16 protein-coding genes and 1 other annotated feature are annotated in these 17,990 nt (G+C 57.2%); of the genes, 8 read left to right on the top strand and 8 right to left on the bottom strand.

The features are described 5' to 3' along the window. Positions 1 to 24: 24 nt before the first annotated feature. From trpA to ROR01S_RS12130, 5 genes are read right to left on the bottom strand one after another with little or no spacing between them, the layout of a single operon-like run. On the bottom strand, positions 25 to 834 hold the full coding sequence (gene trpA / locus ROR01S_RS12150) for a tryptophan synthase subunit alpha (RefSeq protein WP_032724694.1): 810 nt from the start codon (positions 832 to 834) through the stop codon (positions 25 to 27). Then, positions 834 to 2,027 (bottom strand): tryptophan synthase subunit beta, encoded by a 1,194-nt coding sequence (gene trpB, locus ROR01S_RS12145; protein WP_004860995.1) that lies wholly within the window; start codon positions 2,025 to 2,027, stop codon positions 834 to 836. Before trpB ends, trpA begins: the two co-directional genes overlap by 1 nt. A gap of 9 nt (positions 2,028 to 2,036) precedes the next feature. Then, entirely contained in the window at positions 2,037 to 3,395 is a 1,359-nt protein-coding gene (gene trpCF / locus ROR01S_RS12140; protein ID WP_015584574.1) for a bifunctional indole-3-glycerol-phosphate synthase TrpC/phosphoribosylanthranilate isomerase TrpF, read from the bottom strand. 3 nt (positions 3,396 to 3,398) lie between these two features. Continuing rightward, a complete protein-coding gene (gene trpD / locus ROR01S_RS12135; RefSeq protein ID WP_004860999.1) occupies positions 3,399 to 4,994 on the bottom strand; it encodes a bifunctional anthranilate synthase glutamate amidotransferase component TrpG/anthranilate phosphoribosyltransferase TrpD in 1,596 nt (531 codons plus the stop codon). After that, on the bottom strand, positions 4,994 to 6,556 hold the full coding sequence (locus ROR01S_RS12130) for an anthranilate synthase component 1 (RefSeq protein WP_004861001.1): 1,563 nt from the start codon (positions 6,554 to 6,556) through the stop codon (positions 4,994 to 4,996). The genes trpD and ROR01S_RS12130 overlap by 1 nt, the downstream gene beginning before the upstream one ends. Positions 6,557 to 6,590: 34 nt before the next feature. Then, positions 6,591 to 6,686, bottom strand: a sequence feature (Trp leader region). Positions 6,687 to 6,845: 159 nt separating this feature from the next. Here ROR01S_RS12130 and rnm point away from each other — a divergent pair. The 7 genes from rnm (at position 6,846) to ROR01S_RS12095 (ending at position 14,809) form a co-directional block, all read left to right on the top strand. Then, a complete protein-coding gene (gene rnm, locus ROR01S_RS12125; RefSeq protein ID WP_064359520.1) occupies positions 6,846 to 7,709 on the top strand; it encodes an RNase RNM in 864 nt (287 codons plus the stop codon). A 15-nt stretch (positions 7,710 to 7,724) separates the two neighbouring features. After that, the gene (locus ROR01S_RS12120; RefSeq protein WP_004861005.1) at positions 7,725 to 8,345 is read left to right on the top strand and encodes an L-threonylcarbamoyladenylate synthase; all 621 of its coding nucleotides are present in this window, start codon (positions 7,725 to 7,727) and stop codon (positions 8,343 to 8,345) included. A gap of 201 nt (positions 8,346 to 8,546) precedes the next feature. Next, positions 8,547 to 8,735: a diguanylate cyclase gene (locus ROR01S_RS12115; protein ID WP_032688118.1), complete on the top strand. Its 189-nt coding sequence runs from the start codon at positions 8,547 to 8,549 to the stop codon at positions 8,733 to 8,735. A gap of 284 nt (positions 8,736 to 9,019) precedes the next feature. Beyond that, the gene (gene rluB, locus ROR01S_RS12110; protein ID WP_004861010.1) at positions 9,020 to 9,901 is read left to right on the top strand and encodes a 23S rRNA pseudouridine(2605) synthase RluB; all 882 of its coding nucleotides are present in this window, start codon (positions 9,020 to 9,022) and stop codon (positions 9,899 to 9,901) included. 179 nt (positions 9,902 to 10,080) lie between these two features. Beyond that, a complete protein-coding gene (locus ROR01S_RS12105; protein WP_064357141.1) occupies positions 10,081 to 11,442 on the top strand; it encodes an MFS transporter in 1,362 nt (453 codons plus the stop codon). Positions 11,443 to 11,458: 16 nt separating this feature from the next. After that, positions 11,459 to 13,810: a beta-glucosidase gene (locus ROR01S_RS12100; protein ID WP_015584570.1), complete on the top strand. Its 2,352-nt coding sequence runs from the start codon at positions 11,459 to 11,461 to the stop codon at positions 13,808 to 13,810. A 24-nt stretch (positions 13,811 to 13,834) separates the two neighbouring features. After that, positions 13,835 to 14,809: a helix-turn-helix transcriptional regulator gene (locus ROR01S_RS12095; protein ID WP_015584569.1), complete on the top strand. Its 975-nt coding sequence runs from the start codon at positions 13,835 to 13,837 to the stop codon at positions 14,807 to 14,809. Here ROR01S_RS12095 and cobO read toward each other — a convergent pair. Both cobO and ROR01S_RS12085 read right to left on the bottom strand, forming a co-directional pair. Then, positions 14,781 to 15,371, bottom strand: a complete 591-nt coding sequence (cobO, locus tag ROR01S_RS12090) for a cob(I)yrinic acid a,c-diamide adenosyltransferase (protein WP_004861019.1) — start codon at positions 15,369 to 15,371, stop codon at positions 14,781 to 14,783. The genes ROR01S_RS12095 and cobO overlap by 29 nt on opposite strands. Beyond that, entirely contained in the window at positions 15,368 to 16,129 is a 762-nt protein-coding gene (locus ROR01S_RS12085; RefSeq protein ID WP_004861022.1) for a YciK family oxidoreductase, read from the bottom strand. The genes cobO and ROR01S_RS12085 overlap by 4 nt, the downstream gene beginning before the upstream one ends. 254 nt (positions 16,130 to 16,383) lie before the next feature. On the opposite strand from ROR01S_RS12085, the gene sohB reads away from it, so the two are divergent. After that, entirely contained in the window at positions 16,384 to 17,430 is a 1,047-nt protein-coding gene (gene sohB, locus ROR01S_RS12080; protein ID WP_015584568.1) for a protease SohB, read from the top strand. A 94-nt stretch (positions 17,431 to 17,524) separates the two neighbouring features. Here sohB and ROR01S_RS12075 read toward each other — a convergent pair whose 3' ends face one another. Continuing rightward, entirely contained in the window at positions 17,525 to 17,776 is a 252-nt protein-coding gene (locus tag ROR01S_RS12075) for a YciN family protein (protein WP_004861030.1), read from the bottom strand. Between the last annotated feature and the right edge of the window lie 214 nt (positions 17,777 to 17,990).

The following is a 17,990-nucleotide window of genomic DNA, read 5'->3' as shown; positions in this document are numbered from 1 at the left end:
CTGGCGCCAGGCGGCGGAGGCAAGTTATGCCGCTTTAGTCGCTGCCTTCAGGCTCTGCACGAATGCTTTGAGCTCGGCCAGCATGGTCTGCGGATCGTTAACATTGCGCTCGATAATTTTCACGATCGCTGAACCGGAAATCGCTCCGGCAGCTCCGGCTTCAAGCGCAGCGGTCACCTGCTCCGGCGCGGAGATGCCAAAGCCCTGCAGCGGCGGTGCGGCGTTATATTCGGCCAGCTTTTCCACCAGGTGGTGCAGCGGCAGCGCGGCGCGGTTTTCCGCTCCGGTCACGCCGGCGCGTGACAGCAGGTAGGTATAGCCGCGGCCCCAGGAGGCAATCTGGCGCAGCAGGTCATCATCGGCGTTAGGCGGGCAGATGAAGATCGGCGCGATATTATGGCGCAGCGCCGCCTGGCGGAACGGGGCGGACTCTTCAATCGGGACATCGGCGACCAGCACCGAATCGACGCCCACTCGCTCGCATTGGGCATAAAATTCGTCAATACCCGGGCTGAATACCAGGTTGGCATACATCAGCAGGCCAATCGGAATAGTCGGGTGTTTGTGGCGAATCGCCGCCAGCATTTCAAAACATTGCGCTGGATTGACACCCGCGGCAAAGGCGCGCAGGGTTGCGCCCTGAATCGTCGGGCCATCCGCCAGCGGATCGGAGAAGGGGATCCCCAGTTCCAGGGCGTCGGCACCGGCTTCAATCAGCGTATCGATGATCTTTAGCGACTGCTCAGGGTTCGGATCGCCGAGGGTGACGAAGGGAACAAACGCGCCTTCCCGGCGGGTTTTCAGTTGTGCAAACAGCGTCTCATAACGTTCCATCAGATTTCCCCTCGCGCTTTCAGAATATCGTGTACGGTGAAGATGTCTTTGTCGCCGCGACCGGACAGGTTAACCACCAGCAGCTGCTCTTTTTCCGGGTTTTCACGCATCATTTTCAGCGCATGTGCCAGAGCGTGAGAGGACTCCAGCGCCGGAATAATCCCTTCATGGCGGGAGAGCGCTTTGAAGGCCTCCAGCGCTTCGTTATCGGTGATTGACACGTAATCGGCGCGGCCGGTACTGTTGAGGAAAGCGTGCTGTGGGCCAACGGACGGGAAATCCAGACCGGCGGAAATGGAGTAGGACTCTTCAATCTGGCCGTCTGCGGTTTGCATCATCGGTGACTTCATACCGAAGTAGATGCCGACGCGACCATGCTTCAGCGGCGCGCCGTGTTCACCGGTTTCAATCCCGTGACCCGCAGGCTCGACGCCGATCAGACCGACGTTGGTTTCATCGATAAAGTCAGCAAACATACCGATAGCGTTGGATCCGCCGCCGACGCAGGCGATGACCGCATCCGGAAGACGTCCTTCTTTTTCAAGAATTTGCGCTTTGGTCTCTTCGCCAATCATGCGCTGGAATTCACGTACGATGGTCGGGAACGGGTGCGGGCCCGCCGCGGTACCGAGCATATAGTGCGCGGTCTCATAGCTGCCAGACCAGTCGCGCAGCGCTTCGTTACAGGCATCTTTCAGCGTGGCGGAACCGCTGTGCACCGGAATCACTTCGGCACCCATTAATCGCATGCGGAACACGTTCGGCGACTGGCGTTCGACGTCTTTTGCGCCCATATAGATGCGGCACTTCAGGCCGAGCAGAGCGCTGGCGAGTGCGGACGCCACGCCGTGTTGACCGGCGCCGGTTTCGGCGATAATTTCGGTTTTACCCATCCGTTTAGCCAGCAGCGCCTGACCCAGCACCTGGTTGGTTTTGTGCGCGCCGCCGTGCAGCAGATCTTCGCGCTTCAGATACAGCGTGGTGCGGGTCCCTTCGGTCAGGTTACGGCATTTAGTCAGCGCCGTTGGACGACCGGCGTAGTTTTTCAGCAGGTCGGTAAATTCCGCCTGAAAGGCAGGATCTTTCTGCGCGCTGACGAACGCTTCTTCCAGCTGGCGCAGGGCGGGCATCAGAATCTGCGGGACGTACATACCGCCAAATTCGCCAAAATAGGGATTAAGTAAAGTGCTCATTATTGCTCCTTAATATGCGCGCAGTGTTTGAAACACCGAAGCCAGTTTGCTGGGATCTTTAATACCCGGCTGCGACTCTACGCCTGAATTGAAATCGAGTCCGGCACAGCCGCTTTTCGCCGCTTCTACACAGTTATCGGCGCCCAGGCCGCCTGCCAGAATGACATTACGCAGGTCCTGGCCCTGCAGCAGCGTCCAGTCGAAACGCTGGCCGCTACCGCCCTGGCCATTATCGAAAACATACTTATCGACATGGGTGAAGTGACGTGAGGGCAGCGTGTCGCTGACGCTGAGGGCTTTCCAGATCTGCACCGACTGCGGAAGGGCCGCACGCAGGGCGTCAATATAGGTCTGATCTTCGCTGCCGTGCAGTTGAATTGCCGCCAGCTGAAGCTGTTCTGCCCGGGCGGCGACCGCCTCGACGGGCGCGTCGCGGAAGACGCCAACGTAGCGCAGCGGAGCGGACTGAATAATCTCTTTCGCCTGGGCGTCGTTGACGGCGCGCGGCGAGGAGGGAACAAAAATCAGCCCGCCATAAATTGCGCCGGATTCACAGGCGATCTGTGCATCCTGAGGCCGGGTCAGGCCGCAAACTTTATTCTCGCCGAGCAGCACGCGCTTCACCGCAGCATCGAGATCCGCCTGTTCCATCAAGGCGGAACCGATCAGGAAACCGTTGGCAAAATGGCTGAGTTCGCGCACTTCGGCGTAAGTATGGATACCGGATTCGCTGATCACCGTCACATCATGATCCAGGCGCGGCGCCAGCTGGCGGGTGCGGTTCAGATCAATCGACATATCGCGCAGGTCGCGGTTGTTAATCCCGACCACTTTAGCCTTCAGCGCAATGGCGCGCTCCAGCTCCTCTTCGTTGCTGACCTCAGTCAGCACGCCCATGTTCAGGCTATGGGCCACGGCGGCCAGCTGACGGTAGCTATCGTCATCCAGCACCGACAGCATCAGCAGGCAGGCGTCGGCCTGGTAGTAGCGCGCCAGGTAGATCTGGTAAGGATCGATGGTGAAGTCCTTGCACAGAATCGGCTGCGGCGCGATGGCGCTGACGATCGGCAGAAAGTCGAAGCTGCCCTGGAAATATTTCTCGTCGCACAGGACCGAGATGGCCGAGGCATAATTTTTATAGACGCCGGCGATGGTCGCCGGGTCAAAATCCTGGCGAATCAGTCCTTTCGACGGAGACGCTTTTTTGCATTCCAGAATAAACGCGGTGCGCGTACCGGCGAGCGCATCGTAAAAATTACGCTGAGTCGGGACGACGTCGTTCTGAAAACTGGCTAGCGGTTGCTGTTGTTTGCGGGCTTCTACCCAAATCGCTTTGTCGGCAACGATTTTTGCTAAAACGGTCTGCATTATTTACCCTCTTGCCGCTAATGCGGTCACTCTGTCATAGGCCGCTCCGCTGCGCAGCACGTCGATCACCCGCTGAGCGTTGGCCTTCAGGTCTTCATGCCCGTACAGGCGCATCAGCATGGCGACGTTGGCGGCGACGGCGGCTTCGTGAGCGGCTTCACCTTTACCTTGTAGCAAGCGCGTCAGAATGTCACGGTTTTCTTCCGGCGTGCCGCCGGCCAACTGCTCCTGATGGTAAGGGGTGAGACCAAAGTCATTGGCCGTCAGCTGATAGCTTTTGATTTCCCCGTTATTCAACTCGGCGACCACCGTCGGCGCATGCAGCGACACTTCATCCATCCCGCCGCTGTGAACCACCGCGGCACGCTGGTAGCCCAGCACGCGCAGGGTTTCGGCAATCGGCAGCACCAGTTCCGGGCTGTAGACGCCAATCAGCGCCAGCGGCGGATGCGCCGGGTTAATCAGCGGCCCGAGCACGTTGAACAGCGTGCGGGTTTTCAGCTGCTGGCGAACCGGCATCGCATGGCGGAAACCGGTGTGATACTTCGGCGCAAACAGGAAGCAGACGCCCAGTTCATCCAGCGCGGTGCGGGACTTGTCGGCATTCATATCCAGGTTGATACCGAACGCCGCCAGCAGATCGGAAGAGCCCGACTTGCTCGATACGCTGCGGTTGCCGTGTTTGGCGACTTTCAGGCCGCAGGCCGCGGCCACAAAGGCGCTGGCGGTAGAAATGTTGATGCTGTTGCTGCCGTCGCCGCCGGTACCGACGATATCGGCGAACAGGTAATCCGGGCGCGGGAACGGCGCGGCGTTTTCCAGCAGGGCGGTTGCGGCGCCGGCAATCTCTTGCGGCTGTTCACCGCGCACTTTCATGCTCACCAGCGCGGCAGCCAGCTGCTCGGGTTTCACCTCGCCACGCACCACCGCAGAGAACAGCAGGTGGCTCTCCTGCTGGCTCAGGGTTTCCGCCTGATACAGCTTCTCGAGGATCGGCTGAATCACGTTGGTCTGCTCGAGTTTCTGCAGCGCCCATGCCAGGGTCTGCTCCAGCAGACGTGCGCCCTGGGTGGTGAGAATCGACTCAGGATGGAACTGGAAGCCGCAAACGCGATCGGCATCATGACGTACCGCCATGACCATCCCGTTAAAGTTGGCGTTGATGGTCAGCCCGGCCGGAATATTGCTGCCCACCAGCGAGTGATAACGCGCCACCGGCAGCGGGTTGGTCAGTCCGGCAAACATCGCCTGGCCATCATGTTCGATGCTGGAGGCTTTGCCGTGGAGGATTTCGCCGGCCTGGCCGACGTAGCCGCCGTAAGCTTCAACAATGGCCTGATGACCGAGGCAGATACCGATGATGGGCAGTTTGCCACGCATCCGGGTCAGCAGCTCCGGCATGCAGCCCGCTTCGCTGGGAGTCCCCGGCCCCGGAGAGAGCATCAGTACCGGATTATCCATCGTACCAATACGCTCAATTAAGGTCTGTGCCGGAACCGAGTTACGGTAAATCACCACGTTATGGCCGTTCGCGCGCAGCTGGTCTGCCAGGTTATAGGTAAAAGAGTCGATATTATCGAGCAGCAGAATGTCGGCCATCAGAAAGTCTCCTTAGCGTGGTGGGCCTGAGCAATTGCGCGCAGCACCGCGCGAGCTTTATTACGGGTTTCATCCGCTTCGGACTGAGGCACCGAATCCAGAACAATACCGGCGCCGGCCTGGACGGTGGCGATGCCGTCCTGCACATAGGCAGAACGAATCACGATGCAGGTATCGAGGTCGCCGTGGGCGGTAAAGTAACCCACCGCGCCGCCGTAGCTGCCGCGGCGTTTGCCTTCGGCGGCGGCGATAAGCTGCATGGCGCGTACTTTCGGCGCGCCGCTCAGGGTGCCCATGTTCATACAGGCGCGATAAGCATGCAGGACGTCGAGGTCGCTACGCAGTTCGCCCACCACGCGGGACACCAGGTGCATTACAAAGGAGTAGCGGTCAACTTTGGTCAGGTCGGCGACGTAGCGACTGCCCGGCGTACAGATTCGCGCGAGGTCGTTACGCGCCAGGTCAACCAGCATCAGATGCTCGGAAAGCTCTTTATGGTCAGTGCGCATTTCCAGTTCGATACGGCTGTCGAGGTCGCGATCCAGCGACCCGTCGGCGCGACGACCGCGTGGGCGGGTACCGGCAATCGGGTAGATCTCAATCTGGCGGCTGACGGCGTCATATTTCAGCGAGCTCTCTGGCGATGCGCCAAACAGAGAGAAGTCGTTATCCTGCATAAAGAACATGTACGGGCTGGGGTTGCTCTTTTTCAGGACGTCGTAGGCCGCCAGCGCCGACGGGCAGGGCAGAGAGAAGCGACGGGATGGCACCACCTGGAAGATTTCACCTGCGCGAATGGCGCGCTGCATTTTGCGTACCACCGCGCCGTACTCTTCATCGCTCTGATCGCAGTCGCAGGTCATCGATTCGACTTTAGTCACCGGCAGCGGCGCCGGCGGCTCGTTAAGCTGCTGGCGAAGCTGGGCAATCCGCTGTATCAGACGCTGTTTTTCATTTTCCAGCGGGGTGAACAGGCTCGACTGAATGCGGGTGTTTTTGGTCTGATGATCGATAACCAGCAGGGTTTCGGCCAGATAGAAGCAGTAGTCCGGACAGGCGGTGTCGCTTTCCAGCGGCGGCAGATTTTCAAAACCGGCCACCAGGTCATAGGCAAACAGGCCGCCGAAGAACATCGCTTCACGCTCGTCCGGCGGAACGGTGACCAGCTCCTGCAGCAGACGGAAGGCGTCAAAAACGGATAAAGAGCACAGGCGGGCATCTTCATCCAGCAGCGCGCTGACGGGCGGGAAGGTCAGGATCCGGCTATTGGGCTGGCGCTGATTGCCGATGCCCGAAGGCAGAGTATTATCCAGTAAATCCAGCAGGGCCGCGCCGTTAGCAGAAAGCGCCTGCAGGGTGACAGTGTCACCTAATGCGGTAATGCGCAGCGCGCTGTCTACCAGCAGCAGGCTTTTTAAATCGTCTTTGCTGTCGATGTCCGCCGATTCCAGCAGCAGCGTGGCCGGGCGGGCGCCGCACAGCTGGTGAAACAGCGCCGTGGGGTTTTCGCGATAGATGGCGTCGCTGGTGAGAAGCTCGAGTGCCGGTTTTGATGTTTGCATTATTGTTCTCGCCTTTCGGTATAATAATTTGTCCAATAAAAAGCCCGCTCATTGGCGGGCCGGGTATCTGTATGCTGAGTGCAAAACGCGATCACGCCGCCCGATATCAGGAGGTGCGCCACCAGCCGTGCAGAGTGATAAATTGCGTTTTCATCGTGATACCCCTTCATGTGAACTTGCGTACTAGTTAACTAGTCCAGAGGAATAAAGTCAACCCCTGTTTGCAGATTTTCTCCGCGAGTCGTTATGATAATGCGCTAATTTAAGTCCATGTCCAGCAGGAGTCTCTTTGAGCGACACCCATTACGCAGTGATTTACGATCTGCACAGCCACACCACCGCCTCTGACGGGCGGCTGACTCCGGAAGAACTGGTTCATCGCGCTCACCAGATGCGCGTCGGGACGCTGGCGATTACCGACCACGATACCGTGGCGGCGATTCCCGCCGCTCATGCCGAAATCGCCCGCGCCGGCTTACCGCTCACGCTGGTGACCGGGGTGGAAATTTCAACATTGTGGGAAAACCACGAAATTCATATTGTCGGGTTGAATATTGATATTGCGCACCCGGCGCTGACCACGCTTCTGGAAGAGCAGAAGGCGCGTCGCCAGCTGCGCGCGCAGATGATCGCCAAACGGCTGGAGAAAGCGCGGATTCCAGGCGCCTGGGAGGGGGCCATGAAGCTTGCCGACGGCGGCGCGGTAACCCGCGGACATTTCGCGCGTTTCCTGGTGGAAGCCGGCTATGCCAGCAATATTGCCGACGTTTTTAAAAAATATCTCGCCCGCGGGAAAACCGGATACGTTCCGCCGCAGTGGTGTACAATAAAACAAGCGATTGATGTCATTCATCATTCTGGCGGCAAAGCGGTTATCGCCCATCCCGGGCGTTACGACCTCTCCGCCAAGTGGCTGAAACGGCTGTTGGCCCACTTCAGCGAGCAGGGTGGCGATGCGATGGAACTGGCGCAATGTCAGCAGGCGCCCCATGAACGTACGCAGCTTGCCGCGTACGCCGTGCAGTTTGGTCTTCTGGGTTCGCAAGGCTCTGATTTTCATCAGCCTTGTCCGTGGATCGAGCTGGGCCGCAAACTTTGGCTACCCGCTGGTGTGGAAGGGATCTGGCACAGCTGGGAAACGGCCGCAGAATAAAATTGAGAGGGAAGTATGAGCCAGTTTTTTTATATCCATCCGGACAACCCGCAGGCACGGTTGATTAACCAGGCGGTGGAGATTGTGCGTAAGGGTGGGGTGATCGTTTATCCCACGGATTCCGGTTACGCGCTGGGCTGTAAGATTGAAGATAAAGGTGCGATGGAGCGTATTTGCCGCATTCGTCAGCTGCCTGATGGCCACAACTTCACGCTGATGTGCCGCGACCTGTCTGAGCTGTCGACCTACGCGTTTGTCGATAACGTCGCGTTTCGCCTGATAAAAAATAACACCCCGGGCAACTACACGTTTATCCTCAAGGGGACCAAAGAGGTACCGCGTCGCCTGCTGCAGGAGAAGCGTAAGACCATCGGGATGCGCGTGCCGTCGAACCCGATAGCCCAGGCGTTGCTGGAGACGCTCGGCGAGCCGATGCTGTCGACCTCGTTGATGCTGCCCGGTAGCGAATTCACCGAATCCGACCCGGAAGAGATCAAAGACCGGCTGGAGAAACTGGTGGATTTGATTATCCACGGTGGCTATCTTGGCCAGCAGCCGACCACCGTCATCGATCTGACCGAAGATGCGCCGGTGGTGCTGCGTGAAGGCGTCGGCGATGTGAAGCCATTCCTGTAAACCTCTTCTCTCCGGGCGGGACTTTCGCGACCGCCCGGCCCAGCCTCCCGCCCTATGTTTATGTGAAGATAACATTCATGTTGCGGTGGATTCTTAGCATCAACGCTATGATATTGCCAGCCTCGCTACGGTATAGCGATCCGTCTCGCGCTCACAGTCGGGTGTTTGAAGGCCGGCGTAAAAAGCCGGAAGAAGATTCACGTGCCGCTGATTGCCGAGGGGATTGAAGACGAAGCGGTGAAGCTGCAGCAGCAGCTGGGCTGCCAGAAAGCTCAGGGAGACTATTTTCACCGGCCGGCGGAGTTCGCCAGTTTCCGCTGTGAAACGGGGGTATTTTATTATCAGAATGACGAGGGGAATGACGGAGCGAAAGAGGAAAAATCTGCCTGAAACGGCGGCGGTCAGCAGGATAAAAGAGACAATCTGGCGCATAATGGAGGCGAGGTGCCGACGATATGCAGAGATGTCGCCAGGCGATTGAAACGCGAAGAAGCATTCATTTTCAAGTTAGTGTAGAATGGCCGCCCACGTATACGGGCGCGTCCGGCTTCTGCGGAAGATAGCGACGGCCTTTGATGCAAAAAGTAGCTACAGAACAATAGGTTATAAATATTAACCTGTTGTTTTATAAAGTATACCAGACGCCTGGGAAGGCGACACCTTAAGGAAGCTCAATGAGCGAGAAATTACAGAAAGTGCTGGCCCGCGCTGGCCACGGCTCCCGCCGTGAAATTGAATCTAAAATCGAAGCTGGCCGGGTCAGCGTCGATGGTAAAGTCGCCACCCTCGGCGATCGTGTAGAAGTGGTTCCTGGTTTAAAAATTCGTATCGATGGTCATCTGATTTCGGTGAAAGAGTCCGCTGAGCAGATTTGCCGCGTCCTGGCCTATTACAAGCCGGAAGGCGAACTCTGTACGCGTAACGATCCTGAAGGTCGCCCGACGGTGTTTGACCGTTTGCCGAAACTGCGCGGCGCGCGCTGGATTGCGGTGGGGCGTCTGGACGTCAACACCTGCGGTCTGCTGCTGTTCACGACCGATGGCGAACTGGCAAACCGTCTGATGCACCCGAGCCGCGAAGTGGAACGTGAGTACGCCGTGCGTGTGTTCGGTCAGGTTGATGACGACAAACTGCGTCAGCTGTCGCGCGGCGTGCAGCTGGAAGATGGCCCGGCGGCGTTTAAAACGATTAAGTTTGCCGGTGGCGAAGGGATTAACCAGTGGTACAACGTCACGCTGACCGAAGGGCGCAACCGTGAAGTGCGCCGCCTGTGGGAAGCGGTTGGCGTGCAGGTCAGTCGCCTGATTCGCGTTCGCTACGGCGATATTCCGCTGCCGAAAGGCCTGCCGCGCGGTGGTTATACCGAGCTGGATCTGGCGCAAACCAACTACCTGCGTGAGCTGGTTGAACTGCCTGCAGAAACCACCTCGAAAGTCGCGGTAGAGAAAGATCGCCGCCGTATGAAGGCGAATCAGATTCGTCGCGCGGTGAAACGCCATTCCCAGGTGGGGAACAGCAATAACCGCCGTTCGGGCGGAAGTCGTAGCAACGGCTAATCTGATTAAATCCGGCGGGCACCCGCCGGATTTCTCTGCGCTACCCTCCTTGCATGTGATTCCTTTCACACTTCTGCATAAAGACAAAAAACAGGAAACGCCCGGACAAATAACGCAAAGTACGGTTTCTGCTATCGCCATATACTGTCGACACTGATTATAAAAACAGGTAGCCAAAAATGGATACAGCAGGAAAGTTATCGGCAAGCTATGTCGTTATCGGCGTGAAAGAGAAAATAGGTTACGGCTTTGGTGACTTTGCTTCCAATTTATCTTTCGGTTTTGTCTCTCTGTTCTTACTGTTTTTTTATACTAATATTTACGGCATCAGTGCGGTGCAGGCCAGTCTGATATTTGTTATAGCCCGGGTTATTGATGCCATTTTTAATATTCTGATCGGTTTTGCTATTGATAAAACGCACAGTCGGTATGGCAAACTACGTCCCTGGTTATTATATGGAGCAATACCTTTAGGGTTTTTAACGGTGTTGTGTTTTGTCCCCTTTGGCGGTGAGGCGAAATTTTACTTTGCGCTGATCTCTTATACGCTCTATTGCCTGGCGTATACCTCGGTCAATACCCCCTATTCGGCGCTAACTAATCGTCTGACGCAACATGAAGCTTCTCGTTCATCGCTGTCGGTATACCGGTTTGTGCTGGCGATTGTCGGTTATCTCATTGTTTCAACCACCGCTGATATGCTGATCTCGCCCTTTACGGATAAGCAATCAGGGTATGTCTTCGCGGTCTCTTGCTTTGCGCTGCTGGCAACCTTTTTGTTCCTCGCCTGTTTCGGCATGACCCGTGAACGGGTGGGCGAAGAGGAGGAGACTCCGGCGCCATCGCTGCGGGAAATGCTGCGGGCGGTGATGGGCAATGCGCCGCTGCTTAATTTATCGCTGTTCACCGTGTTCTTCTATATTGCCTATACCGTGTGGATGGCGATTGCGATCTATTTTATTAAGTACATTATCGGTAGTGAAGGCTATACCGCCACCTTTTTCCTGATTCAGTCAGGGGCCTATATTGTCGGTACCGTTATTTCAGAAAAAGCGATAGCGCTGATGGGCAAAAAGAGAATGACGCTGATGGCACTGCTGATCGGTACGTTGGGGGTGCTGATGCAATATTTTGTTGCCGGGCATAACCTGTGGCTGATTATGACCGGGGTGTGTCTCTACAGTATTACGCTGGGGATGGGATTTGTCGCTATGTGGTCAATGATTGCAGATACCGTGGAATATGCCGAGTGGCATCATGGTGTGCGTACAGAAGGCGCAATTTATGGTTTTTTCAACTTTATTACCAAAATTGCGATGGCGATCGGCGGCGGCTGTGCGGGCTGGATGCTGGACTACTATCAATATGATGCCGGCAATATTAGCGCCAGCGCAATTAACGGGATTAATATTCTGATGACGTTATTCCCAGGCGCAATGTTTGCCATCAGCGCGATATTTGTCGGATGTTACTCGCTGGATGAAAAAACGTATCGCGAGATTGTTCAGAAAATTAGCCTGCGTAAACAGAATGCGCTTTAACCTCAGGGAGCCAGAGATGAATACCGAATTGAATACCCTTATCGCGGCGATGACCGCAGAAGAGAAAGTTGCGCTGTTGACCGGGAGCGGGCTGTGGCGGACGGCATCCCTGCCACAGCACGGCATCGCTGATATCGTGATGACCGACGGTACCTACGGCGTGCGCTACAGCAGCGCGCAGATCGACGGCGACGAAAAATGGAGTATGGACGACTTTATCTCGGTGATCACGCAGACCGCCGACCGGGTCAACGGGGAAGAACCCGCGGCAAAGGGCGGCAGCGAAGCGCTGTTCAGTCCGTCGTTGCCGGCGACCTGTTTTCCCAACGGATCCAGCCTGGCCTGCTGCTGGGACGTCGATCTGGTGTATCAGATGGGGCAGGCGCTGGGGCGTGAATGCCAGCAAATGGGCGTAGGGATTCTGCTGGGGCCGGGAATCAATATTCGCCGTACGCCGCTGGCCGGACGAGGCTACGAATACTATGCTGAGGACCCGGTAGTCAGCGGGGATATTGCCGCAGCGCTAATCAACGGTCTGCAGCAGGAAGGGGTTGGCGCCAGTCTGAAACACTTTGCGGCGAATAATTCCGAATACCGGCGCACCGAAATGGATTCGATCATCGACGAACGGGCGCTACGCGAAATCTATCTGGCCGGTTTTCAGCGGGCCATCGCCAAATCCCGTCCGTGGACGGTGATGTCCTCTTATAACCGGCTTAATGGCGTGCAGACATCGCAGGATCCTTTTTTACTCACTCAGGTATTACGCGATGAGTGGGGCTACGATGGAGTGGTGATGTCCGACTGGTATGGCATTAAGGACCGGCCGGCATCCCTGCTGGCGGGGAACGATCTGGCCATGCCGGAAACCCGCCGCGATAAGCAGACGCTGCTGGCGGCGATTCACGCCGGTGAAGTGCCGATGGCGGTAGTCGATCGCGCCTGTCTGCGGATGTTGACGCTGCTGGATAAGGTTCAGCGCCATCGTCGTCCGCAGACGCAGGCCGATTTCCCGGCGCATCACGCGCTGGCGCAGCAGCTGGCGGCGGAATCTATCGTTCTGCTGAAGAATGACGATAACCTGCTGCCGCTGCGGGCGGAATGCACCCGCCGGATTGCCGTTCTCGGCAAACCGGCGCAGGAGCCGGTGATTCAAGGATCGGGCTGCGCGACCACGGTACCCTGGCTGCTGGATCGCCCGCTCGATGAAATTTTTGACCTTGCCGGGGATGAGTTCAGCGTCTCCTGGGCCATTGGCGCCCCGGACGACCTGCGCAGCGATCCGCAGGCGCTGGCAGAAGCGCGAGCGGTGGCTCAGGCGGCGGACGTGGCGATTATCTTTGTCAGTACCGCCGTCGGCGAAGACGGTGAAAACGGCGATCGTCAGGATTTGAATATTCTGGCGGTACATGAGCAGCTGATTCGGGAAGTGGCAACGGTTCAACCCAATATCGTGGTGGTGCTGGCGAACAGCGATGCGGTGGTGATGCCCTGGCTTTCCGAATGTAAAGCGCTGCTGGAAACCTTCTTCGCCGGGCAGGGGATGGGCCGCGCCGTGGCCGAGATTCTGTTCGGTAAACGTAATCCCTGCGGCAAGCTCACGGTCACCGTACCTGAGACCCTTGAAGAGACGCCCGCCTGGCTGCATTATCCCGGGGAAAACCTGCGTCATCATTACGGAGAGGGACTGTTTGTCGGCTATCGCTATTATGATAAACGCCGCATGACGCCGCGGTTTCCGTTTGGGTTCGGCCTGAGCTACACCCGCTTTGCCTGGCGCGATATCCAGCTTTCGGCGTCGCGCGTCGGGCCCGATGAGACCCTCACCGTCTCTTTCGAACTGACCAACTGCGGCGAGTGCGAAGGCAAAGAGATTGTGCAGCTGTACGTCAGCGCGCCGGTCGGGGAGTTGATTCGTGAAGAGCAGGCGCTGAAAGGGTTCTGTAAAGTGTCGCTCGCTGCCGGAGAAACTCGCCGCGTCACGCTCCAGCTGCCTGTCGCTGAGCTTGCCTGCTATCATCCCGGGCTGGCGGATTGGGTGGTAACGCCCGGGCGCTGGCAGATTCGCCTGGGGAGCTCCTCTCGCGATCTGGCGCTGAGTGCCCAGGTCGAGGTGGACTGTCCGCCGCGCTATGTTCCGCTACGTGATGATAACTCGTTGCAGCAGTTAATCCAGCAGCCGGAGGCGTTCGCGCGGGTGGTGGCGCTGATTGCCCGTAAGAGCCAGCGGCCGCCGGCGCAAATCCGCGAACGGCTGATCCAACTGGCGCCGGACCTGTTCTGCGGGCTGCTGATCGCGCTGACCGAGTTTTTAGCGCTTGATATTGACCGCGATGAGCTGAATGCCGCGCTTAAAGGGACGGAATAATCGTCCCGCGACAGGAGATGATGCGTGTTTCCATTTTCCGTGACACATCCACGTTCGGCGACAGAGACCGGGCGGCATACGGCGAACAGCGGCTATGAGCTGATTGCCTTTGATGCTGAAAAGCTCAATGTTTTTGCGGCCGAGGTACGCTACTGCGAACCTCACTGGCACCCGGCGCCAGAGCTTATCACCGTTCTGAGCGGGCGGTTTTCTATTGTCGTCGGCCAGCAAAGCGTGGAGATGGTTGAGGGAGACATGCTCTACATCAACGCCGAGGCGGTGCACTCGCTGCGTGCGGAAGTGGCGGGGAGTTCGCTGGTGACCGTCCAGTTTTCCCCCGGTTTGTTCGATGAGCTGCACCCGGCGCCGGTTCTGACCTGGTGTACCCGGGGGCGCAGCCAGAGCGCGGCAGACCGACAGGTCCTGCAGTGCCTTTGCGACCTGCTCGCTCAGCTGATTGATAACCGCGCGCCGTTCCAGCGTATCGCGATGACCTATTTGCTGCTCGATGCGCTGGTACAGGCCGGAGAACCGGCCACCCAGGTGGAGAGTTCACTGCGCGAAGAGGCGATGATCAAGAAAGGGATCGATTTTATTAATCAGCACTTCGACCAGCCGCTGACCCTGAGCGAGGTAGCGAATCATAGCGGTATGAGCTATTCGTGGTTTTCGCGCCTGTTCAAAAAGGTCAGCCGGCATAATTTCAAAGAGTATCTCACCCTGGTCCGGCTGAATAAGGCGAGAACGCTACTGCGCGATACCCGCACGCCAATTACCGAAATCAGCCACAGCTGCGGCTTCCAGGAACATAAGTACCTGATTGCCGCCTTCAATAAATACTGTGGTCTGACGCCGACGGAATACCGTAAGCGCTTTGTTTCGCGGCAGAACATGATTGAAAGCGCGCTGGCGTTGGGGGAGGACTGCCTGTGTCTGCCGCTGAATCATGCGCTGCTGGCGCGGCTGACGCTTAGTAATCAATCCCCATCTGGGCTTTGATACCGGCATCGAATGCGTGCTTAACCGGCCGCAGTTCGCTGACGGTATCGGCCAGCTCGATGATCTCCCGGTGGCAGCCGCGCCCGGTGATAATCACCGTCTGCTGTAGCGGGCGATTGCGCAGTGCGGTGAGAACCGTCTCGAGCGGCAAATAGTCGTACGCCACCATATAAGTCAGCTCATCCAGCAGCACCATATCCAGGGATTCGTCGGCCAGCATCCGCTGCGCGTGCTGCCAGACGGCAAGGCAGGCCGCCGTATCGCTTTCACGATCCTGGGTATTCCAGGTAAATCCGGTGGCCATCACCTGAAACTCGACGCCGTGCGGCTCCAGCAGGTTACGCTCGCCGTTGGGCCAGGTGCCTTTGATAAACTGGATGACGCCCGCTTTTTTCCCATGTCCGATAGCGCGGGTGACGGTACCAAAACCGGCCGTCGTTTTTCCTTTTCCGTTACCGGTGAACACGATAACAATACCGCGTTCTTCCTGCGCTGCCGCCACGCGGGCATCAACTTTGTCTTTTACCCGCTGCTGGCGTTCACGGTAGCGTTCATCACTCATTGTGCAATTCCTGGTTTACGCCCTGGCTGGGCATCGAAGGTCATTCCCGTCTTGCGACGGCTGTCATCGCCCATCAGCCATAAATAAACCGGCATAATATCGGCGGGGGTTTTGAGCTTTTGCGGATCTTCCGTCGGGAAAGCGTTAGCGCGCATTTTGGTGCGCGTTCCGCCTGGATTGATACAGTTAACCCGCAGATGACGGCTCTGGTACTCTTCGGCCAGCACCTGCATCATCCCTTCCGTGGCAAACTTGGAGGCCGCATAGGCGCCCCAGTTGGCGCGTCCCTGGCGGCCGACGCTGGAAGAGGTGAAGACCAGCGACCCCGACTCCGACTTGAGTAATAAAGGAAGCAGTGCCTGGGTCAGCATAAAGGTGCCGTTGACGTTGACCTGCATCACCTGCTGCCAGACTTCCGGCTTTTGCCGATCCATCGGACAGACATCGCCGAGCAAACCGGCATTGTGCAGTACGCCATCGAGGCGCGGGTAGTGGACGCCGATCTGCTGCGCCAGCTGTTGGCACTCCTGCGGCGTGCAGGTTAACAGATCCAGCGTGAACCAACGTGCCGGAAGCCCGCCGGCCTGGTCTATTTCTTGCGCCACGCTGCGCAGTTTCTCTTCGTTACGTCCGACCAGCACCACGCTTGCGCTGTAGCGGGAATAGGTCAATGCGGCTTCGCGGCCAATACCGTCGCTGGCGCCGGTCACCAGGATAATGCGATCTTTTAATAAATGATGCTGCGGTTGATAGTGCACGGCGACTCCTTAGGCAATCTGCTGACGATCGCGCGTTGTATTCGGTCTCATACTTTTGCGTTTTATGCCTGAAACAGCCGGGCATTGCAATCAGCGAAAGGGAAACTCTTTGCGGAATGAACATCTTGCAACGATTTCATCGTCGCTGAAAAAAACGGGAAGGGGCCTCGCGCACCACACAAAGCGCAGAGACTTCGTCACGCAGGCTGATGTACACTGTGCTTCAACGTCAGTGGTTTGCACAAGGTGAATACGTGGAATTACTTGCTCAATATGGCCTGTTTTTGGCCAAAATCGCGACCGTTGTCGTCGCCATTGCGGTTATTACCGCCCTCATCGTTAACCTGACCCAGCGGAAGAAACAGCGCGGGGAACTGCGGGTAACCAATCTCAGCGAGCAATACAAAGAGATGCGGGAAGAGCTGGCGGTTGCGCTGCTTGATGGTCCGCAGCAAAAGGTGTGGCACAAAGCGCAAAAGAAAAAGCACAAGCAGGAGGCGAAAGCGGCCAGGGCGCGGGCTAAGCTCGGGTCTACGGAGCCAAACAGCAAGCCGCGTGCCTGGGTGCTGGATTTCAAAGGCAGTATGGACGCCCACGAAGTCGCCAGCCTGCGCGAAGAGATCACCGCGGTTCTGGCGGCGGTAAAACCGCGCGATCAGGTGATCCTCCGTCTGGAAAGCCCCGGCGGTGTGGTTCACGGCTACGGCCTCGCGGCATCACAGCTGCAGCGGCTGCGTGATAAGCAAATTCCCTTAACCGTAGCGGTGGATAAAGTCGCGGCCAGCGGCGGTTACATGATGGCCTGCGTGGCGAACAAAATAGTGGCTGCGCCGTTCGCCATCCTGGGCTCTATCGGCGTGGTTGCGCAGATCCCTAACCTGCATCGCTTCCTGAAGAACAAAGATATCGATATCGAACTGCATACCGCCGGGCAGTACAAACGCACCTTAACGATGCTGGGTGAGAATACTGACGAAGGCCGGCGTAAGTTCCGTGAAGACCTGAATGAGACTCACCAGTTGTTCAAAGATTTTGTCCACGAGATGCGGCCGTCGCTGGATATTGAGGCCGTTGCAACTGGTGAACACTGGTACGGAGTTCAGGCGCTGGAGAAAGGGCTGGTGGACCTGGTGGAAACCAGTGACGAACTGCTTCTGGGGCTGATCGACAATCACGATGTGATCGGCGTTCGTTACCAGCAGCGTAAAAAAATGCTCGACCGTTTTACCGGCAGCGCCGCCGAAAGCGCCGACCGTCTGCTGCTACGCTGGTGGCAGCGAGGGGAAAAGCCGCTGATGTAATCAGCGTACGTGAACAAAACAACGCGAGGCAACTGCCTCGCGTTGGCGTTTTATGCCCGATAAATAATTTATGCCCGCTAAATAATAAGAGGGCTTAATCGGTCAGATGGTATTTCTCTGACAGCGCGTGCGCGAGGTATTTGAACATATTGAATACCGCCGTACTCTTCGCCGTTGGCAGGCCTTGCTCATCAAGATAAAACTCGCCGCTGAATACCAGCACGCCGTTACGCTGAGCGACGTCGGTAGCTTCGATCCCGGCTAGCGTATCTTCATGTTCACGAATGAGTTTGTTGGCTATTTCAAGCAGCGACTGGCGATCGATAGGTTGGGTTGTACCTTGCATAAGTGACTCCTGTGATTCTTCGTCCGCTAGTTTACGCCGCGCGGCGAGATGGGGCAAATTTTCCATTCAGAGTACAGGGTTAATGGCAAAGCTCTAAGAAACATGACTTTACTGGCGGGATTTGCTTTTGCATGCTAATAAAGTTGCGTAACGAATTTTATCAGGTACAGTGTGACGCTTTCGGCGATCTGGCAACAGATTTGCTTGACATTCG

Origin of the sequence: Klebsiella ornithinolytica NBRC 105727 = ATCC 31898, from assembly GCF_001598295.1 — a bacterium.
Classification (GTDB): domain Bacteria; phylum Pseudomonadota; class Gammaproteobacteria; order Enterobacterales; family Enterobacteriaceae; genus Klebsiella; species Klebsiella ornithinolytica.
This window is presented reverse-complemented; position numbering and strand designations above follow the sequence as displayed.